The 4539-nt window shown below is 68.6% G+C and carries 4 protein-coding genes; 1 reads left to right on the top strand and 3 read right to left on the bottom strand.

Features of this window, described 5'->3' with window-relative positions:
• Positions 1-44: 44 nt before the first annotated feature.
• Both ACFDTH_RS17570 and ACFDTH_RS17565 read right to left on the bottom strand, forming a co-directional pair.
• Positions 45-1058, bottom strand: a complete 1014-nt coding sequence (locus ACFDTH_RS17570) for a polysaccharide deacetylase family protein (protein WP_375288846.1) — start codon at positions 1056-1058, stop codon at positions 45-47.
• A gap of 11 nt (positions 1059-1069) precedes the next feature.
• Entirely contained in the window at positions 1070-2524 is a 1455-nt protein-coding gene (locus tag ACFDTH_RS17565; RefSeq protein WP_375288845.1) for a sensor histidine kinase, read from the bottom strand.
• A gap of 177 nt (positions 2525-2701) precedes the next feature.
• Here ACFDTH_RS17565 and ACFDTH_RS17560 point away from each other — a divergent pair, with 177 nt between their 5' ends.
• Positions 2702-3160: an Lrp/AsnC family transcriptional regulator gene (locus tag ACFDTH_RS17560; RefSeq protein ID WP_375288844.1), complete on the top strand. Its 459-nt coding sequence runs from the start codon at positions 2702-2704 to the stop codon at positions 3158-3160.
• Between the two features lie 28 nt (positions 3161-3188).
• Here ACFDTH_RS17560 and ACFDTH_RS17555 read toward each other — a convergent pair whose 3' ends face one another.
• Positions 3189-4457, bottom strand: a complete 1269-nt coding sequence (locus ACFDTH_RS17555) for a hypothetical protein (RefSeq protein ID WP_375288843.1) — start codon at positions 4455-4457, stop codon at positions 3189-3191.
• Positions 4458-4539: the final 82 nt, after the last annotated feature.

Here is a 4539-nt window from a genome sequence, read left to right as displayed (position 1 = left end):
ACCCGCAACCTAGCCGTTATGAGCGGCCAGCTCTAACCGTTGAGCTACAGGCCCCGCGTGCGCCGGCTTAGCGGAGCCGCGCCTTCGGATGCAAGCGAGCTCGCGGACACCAGGTCCGCCGTCGATGTGCCAGCCACCCCGCGGCGGGCCAGCAGCTGCAACATCGCGTCCCACCAGCCGTAGAAGCGGCCGAGGTCGGCCGCGTCGCGGACATAGGGCGTGTGGCCCGGCACCAGGGACGGCGAATGGAAAGCGAAGTTCAGCACTTGAGTCCCCTCCCCCAAGGCGACCCGCACCGCTTCGAGCGCCTCCTGCACCGGAACGCCCTCGGGTGTGAGCGGGACGCGGGAGAGCAGGCCCGTTCGCGCCAGCAATCCCCGGGCAATCCGGCTAGAGGCGAGCCGTGGATAGAGTGCCGGCCCGCCCCGGCGGAGCGCACCGGTGAACGCCGTGGTCAGCGGCAGCTCCACGACACGACCGCTCGGTCCGGCGCGGAACGCATGGTTGCCGATGCCGGCGAAGGAGGGTCCGCCATCCGCGCGATAGTCGAACCGAGCGCGCATCGACGTGTCCAGCCGATAGCCTTGCGCCGCGAGCAGCGCGAACGTGTTCGGCCCGATCCCATAACGTCCGGCGCGGTACACCCGGGGCGCGACTCCTACCGCGGCGGTGATCGCCGCGGTCAGCGCCTGTAGCTTCGCCGCCTCGTTAGCCTCCGGCAGGTTGCCGACGAAACCGTGCCCGGCAGATGCTTCCTCGGTGAACGGCGGATTGACCCAGGGGTGCAGTTGCGCGCCGATCTCGCCGCCCGGCCGCGCAACCAGTTCGCGCATCACCTCGATCGCGCCAGGCGCTACGGCCACCGGATAATCGACGAGATAGGCGGGAACCGCGCCCAGATCACGCAACCTGCCATCCGCCTTCGGCAATTCGGAGACGGCGGTGACCGCGCGATTGTCCGCGGACAAGGGCGCCGACCAGTCGAACTCCTCCTCGACATCGACGAAAATGGTAAAGCGCGTACCGAAAGTCTCCGGCCAGGACAGCGGCACTCGCATCCCCCTGCCCGTCACATCGATCCGCCGATCCGGGCGCCGGGATCGAGCCGACCCGGCAACCTCAGGGTGAGGCGATCCTCCTCCACGAAGGTTCCGCCGAGTTCCCGTGCCAGATCGCCGATGAGCCGCAGCGTGAAGCGCATGCCCAGCAGGGGGGCGGGAGACGCGGCGTTCCCCGCCCCTGCTGCCGGTCGATCGGCCCGAAGCGTGCTCCAGCATCCATCAGACGCGACCTCGACGCGGGCCGCAGGGTCGAGCAGTCCAAAGAAGCGATGGAGGAGGCGATCGAGGGCGCGCGGATCGGCATGGACGATCGCCTCGCGCGTGCCGTGCAGCATGATGCCGGTGCCGTGTCGCTCCAGCATCGGCCACAGCGCGACCTCGCTCGACGCCAGATCAAGGGTCTGGCCATCGATGCGTGCCGCCACATCGAGATCTTCGATCGCGCCGAGGAGCTCGGCCATTTCCGTGTGGATCGCGCCAGCGGCAGCGCGATGCACGGGTGGGACCGGGCCCAGCAACTCGCTCTCCATCAGCTCTGCGAAACCCGAGATGGCGTTCATCGGCGTGCGCAGCTCGTGCACGAGCTGGCGGATCGCGTCTCCGCTCCCGCGCGACGCGACCGGGGCGCGACAGGCGTGCCCGCGCGCGCCGAGGTGCCGGCCCTGTGCATCGAACGCCGGCTCCGCATCCACCTGCCAGCTGCCGCCCAGTGGCGAAGCGCCCGGCAGGACCAGGGGGATTCCGCCCGCCCGCCGCCGCCCCCGGATCGCGGAGCGCAGTTCACCGTCGAGCGTCAGCCCGACCAGCGCACCACGCGGCTCCACGTCCGTCCAGCAGACGCGACCCAGCGTGTCGGTCTCGAAGGAGAAGCCCATCGCCGGCGTCGCGGCCGGGGACGCAGGAGCCTCACCCCGGTGGAAGGCCGCGATCCGATCGACCAGTTCGGCAATGGGGAACCCATGCGGCGGCGGCGGCGAAGGTGCGGGACCGCTGCTCTCGACCGGCTCCGGCAGGGTTTCGGCCGATGCGGTGCCGTCGAAGGGCAAGGTGAAATCGGTGGACCCGAAGGCGTGCAGCCCGCGCCTGGCGCTCTCGGGCAGTTCGGGGCGAGCCCGGAGGACGGCACGCCCGGCAGGGCCGATCCGCGGCAGCAGCCCATCCCAGCCCGCCTCATCCAGGGTCACCCCCCGCAGTGCGGCGGCGGCGACCGCCGGCTCGTCCTCGGCGAAAAAGGCGATCAGGTCCACGGGCGGGCTCGCCAAGGCGAGCCCGCGTGCCGCCGCAGCGCGGATCGCCGCCGGTACATGCGGCCGCAGCGCCTCCAACCGGGCGATCATTTCCGGCGAGGATGCGACCCGGCCTCGTCCCACCAGATCCACAAGCTGCCGGAACGCGGACTGCGCACCGAAGGCGGTGCTGGAATCGGCGGCGAGTACGGTGGAAAGGCTGTCGTCGAACCGCACCGGCGTTCCTGTGGGAGGGCGCCGCACGAGGCCGCGTGCGCGCGGTTCTAGCGTGTGCCAGCTTTCCCGCAAGCGAGCCGAAACGATCCGTCGCATGCTGGCACAATTACGTTGGGGCGCAACGATCTTGTGCTAGAGGGCCGCAGAGGTTTCGATTTGTAAGTGAGGACGGCTTCGTTGGACGGCATCGATCGGCAGATCCTGGCGCTCTTGCAGGAAAACGGCAGGATGACGAACGTGGAGCTGGCCGACCGGGTAGGCCTGACCGCGCCACCGTGCCTGCGCCGCGTGCGCGCGCTTGAGGAGGCCGGCGCGATCCGCGGCTATCATGCCGAGATCGATCCCGCCCAGCTCGGCTATCCGATCACCGTCTTCGCCATGGTGAGCCTGAAGAGCCAGGCCGAATCCGATCTGGCCGCCTTCGAGCAGCATATCGCTGCAATCCCGGAAGTGCGCGAATGCCATATGCTGAATGGCGAGATCGATTTCATCCTAAAGATCGTCGCCCCCGATCTACGCGCCTTCCAGGAGATGCTTACGACGCAGCTCACCGCTGCGCCCAACGTTTCCAGCGTCAAGACCTCGCTGACCATCCGGACAGCGAAGGCCCGTTCCGGAGTGCCGATCGCGGAGTGAGGCGTCGCCTCACTCCACTTGTCGCCGATCAGGCGGTTGGCGCCGGCAGGTCGAGGTAGGTCATCCACAGCGCGGCGATTTCCGCACTGGGCGATCCGGTGACGCCCTGGAACGCGGTCTTCGCCGCCGCCTTGTCGCCGCCCATCGCCAGCGCAACGCCGAGGCGGGTGTTGATCTCCGCAGCATTCACGCCGCCCTTCTGGAGGGCGAGGCGATACAGTTCCGCCGCCTTTGCGTAATTGCCGCTGCCAAGCTGCGCATCGCCCGTCTGCGAGGCGAGCTTGCCGTCGGCGGCCGACTTCGACTTGGTCTCCAGCGCGGTCAGCGATCCTTCGGAAGCGATGCGCGAATTGGCGGTGCTGAGCAGCTGCGCCGACGAGCCGGTGCTCGGCAGCTTGCCCTTGGCGCGGCCCTCGGTGATCACCGCCTTGGCTTCCCACGGCAGGCCGAGCTGGTTCGCGGTAACCGCATAGGTCTCGTAATCATATTGGTCGGCCAGCGAGTTGGTCGCCCGCATCAGCCGATACAGGTCCAGCGACTGCGCCTTGGACGGGGTGATGAACGAGCCCTGCTGCAGCCCGTAGATCTTGATCATGTCGCGCCAGTTCTTGGCCGTGGGATAGGCCGCGAGGTAGCGCTTCATCCAAGTGAGGGTGCCCTGCCCGTCCTTGGCCTGGATGGTGCGGCTCAGCGCGAAGCGATACAGCTGCTCATCCGCCTTCTGACCGGATTGTTCCGTCTGTGTGATGATCTTGTCGAGCTCGGTCATGCCGCCGGCGGTGTCGCCCGCATTCACCTTGGCCATCACCAGCTGCGTGGACAGGCGGGGATCGGTGGAGCCGAGTTCGCGCGCCTTCTCGAAATAGGTGACGGCCACCGGATACTGCTTCGACCGGAAGGAGATCAGGCCACGCTCGAACGCGAACTTGGGCTTGTCGGCGGCGGGGGTCTTGGAGTTGACGATCAGCACGTCGAGCGGCGCGGCCAGCCGGGTCGCGTCGGCATTCTCGCCGGCGGCCTGGACACGGCGGCTTTCCAGCGACAGGCGCAGCGCGGCGGAAATATATTTGTCGTCCTCGCTCTTGGCCGCAGCTTCGGCCTGCGCGATCGCCGGCTCCGCCGTGGCGAGGTCATTGGCGGTCAGCGCCGCCTGCGCCGCCTGGGCCGCCTTGAGCACGTCGGGGCTTGGCTTCAGCGCCGAGGGATTCTCTTCCTTCTTGGCGGCGGTCGCGGGCGCGGTGGCGACCGCACCGGTCACCAGAGCCGCAGCGAGCACGGCCGTCGAAATCCTCTTCATCGCGTATGATCTCCTGCGTCTTGGGCGCCAAACGGCCCCGCGCTTAACGGTGCGGTCGGACGGCATCAAGCAACCGGCTGCC

Origin of the sequence: Sphingomonas sp. (assembly GCF_042096255.1) — a bacterium.
Classification (GTDB): Bacteria; Pseudomonadota; Alphaproteobacteria; order Sphingomonadales; family Sphingomonadaceae; genus Sphingomonas.
Note: the sequence above shows the minus strand (reverse complement) of the source record. Positions and strands in the feature narration are given on the sequence as shown.

Excerpts from the sequence above, each read along its gene's own strand:
- ACFDTH_RS17570 (WP_375288846.1), bottom strand. The coding sequence starts at position 1,058 with ATGCGAGTGCCGCTGTCCTGGCCGGAGACTTTCGGTACGCGCTTTACC.
- ACFDTH_RS17555 (WP_375288843.1), bottom strand. The coding sequence starts at position 4,457 with ATGAAGAGGATTTCGACGGCCGTGCTCGCTGCGGCTCTGGTGACCGGT.